General features: G+C 47.6%; 1 protein-coding gene and 1 rRNA gene. Both read left to right on the forward strand.

Going from position 1 to position 1,957, the window contains the following annotated elements; genetic code table 11:
• A 5S ribosomal RNA gene (rrf, locus tag HEQ50_RS12480) occupies positions 1 to 97 on the forward strand; the annotation flags it as partial.
• Positions 98 to 463: 366 nt separating this feature from the next.
• The gene (locus HEQ50_RS12485) at positions 464 to 1,750 is read left to right on the forward strand and encodes a cation:dicarboxylate symporter family transporter (RefSeq protein ID WP_168900823.1); all 1,287 of its coding nucleotides are present in this window, start codon (positions 464 to 466) and stop codon (positions 1,748 to 1,750) included.
• Positions 1,751 to 1,957: the final 207 nt, after the last annotated feature.

A 1,957-nucleotide genomic window follows, 5' to 3' on the forward strand; every position in this document is an offset into this window, starting at 1 on the left:
GGATACACCCGTTCCCATGCCGAACACGGAAGTTAAGCTTTAGCACGCCGATAGTAGTTGGGGGATCGCCCCCTGCGAGGATAGGACGTTGCCACGCGAACGAAAGAACCCAGTGATTGGGTTCTTTTTTTACATACAAATTCAATCGTTTCAAACTGAGTTGTCCACAAACGATTGGAAATGATACGTACATTAAGTAAGTGCCAGGTTATGTAGGCTCACCAAGAGATCCGGTGATTTGACGGGGTTATGTTCCTTCTATTAAATCCCAATTAGAATCTATTATGCGAACATTAGTAAGTAAAAAACATAATCCGTTCGAATATCTTTGCCGCTATGACCTTGGTTAGCCGAATAGCTTGTGCTATTATAGTTAGTGTTGTGGATCAGCCACAAGGCAAGAACAGTTAGAGACACGAAATAAAATACGTCATTATCTTGAGAAAATAGGTGGAACGTCAATATGAAAAAATATCGCAACTATCGCCTGAGTTTGGGGTGGCAAATTCTAATTGGGCTGATTTTGGGGATTGTGCTGGGGGTCGTCTTTTACGAAAACAAACTGGCCATTACCGCGATGCAAAATATCGGGAATATGTTTATCAGCCTGATTCAAATGATCGTGTTACCGATCGTGGTTTCCTGTTTAACCGTTGGGATTGCGAACATGGGGGATATTCATAAGCTGGGCCGAATTGGTGGTAAGACCATCATCTACTTCGAAGTGATGACGACCATCGCGATTGCGCTAGGTCTCTTGATTGGGAATATTTTCCACCCTGGGACCTTTATCGACATCCATCAATTACATAGTTCAGATATCAGTCAATACGTCTCCTCGGCCAAATCTGCCAAGGATTCGGGCATCTGGGCGACGTTACTGGGGATTATTCCAACGAACTTCTTCAAGTCCCTGTCCGAGGGTGACATGATGCCCGTCATCTTCTTCTCCGTCTTCTTTGGGTTAGGGACCGCGGCCATTGGCAAGCAGGGACAGGTCATCATCGACTTCTTAGATGCCGTCTCGCAAGTGATGTTCCGCGTGACCAACTGGGTTATGCATACCGCACCAATTGGGGTCTGTGCCCTGATTGGGGTTACCATCGCACAAATGGGGTTATCCGCGTTAGCGCCATTGGGATACTTCATCTTATTGGCTTACGGAACCATGGCGTTGTTTATCGTGGTCTTCATGGGCTTGGTGGCCCGGATTTTCGGATTCCACCTCAAGGACCTGCTGTTCGTCATCAAGGATGAAGCCGTCTTGGCCTTCTCCACGGCGAGTTCCGAAGCGACCTTACCCCGTTTGATTGATAAAATGGATAAGTTTGGGGTTAGTCAGGGGATCGTGTCCTTTGTTATTCCTACCGGGTACACGTTTAACCTGGATGGATCGGCAATCTACCAGTCACTGGCGGCCCTCTTCCTGGCGCAGGCCTATCATATTAATCTGAGCCTGGGTCAGCAGATTACCCTGCTGGTCGTACTGATGATCACCAGTAAAGGGATGGCCGGGGTGCCTGGGGCGTCCTTCGTCGTTCTGCTGGCGACCGTTTCTACGATCGGGGTACCGATGAGTGGGCTGACGTTTATCGCCGGGATTGACCGGCTGGTAGACATGGGTCGGACCGCCGTTAACGTGGTCGGAAACTCGCTAGCAACGGTGGTTATCGGCCGTTCCGAGCATGAATTTAGCGAAGAGAAGAGTCAGACGTATCTGAACGAGTTACGCGCTGCAAAAACGAAATAAGTTAAGTGAAGCCATCCTGTTAGGGGGTGGCTTTTTTCGTGCATCGCAAAAGAAAACAGCAACGCCCCTAATTGCTGGGCATTGCTGTTGAATTAGATTAGCAGTTCTAATGTAAGCACCTAATAACTGACCGTCTATGATTGATGGTCGCAAAACGATATGATTACCTCATCAAATAAATTGGTGAGGTTTTTGTTATGGATAAAC

It is taken from the genome of Lactobacillus sp. HBUAS51381 (assembly GCF_012641095.1).
Classification (GTDB): Bacteria; Bacillota; Bacilli; order Lactobacillales; family Lactobacillaceae; genus Levilactobacillus.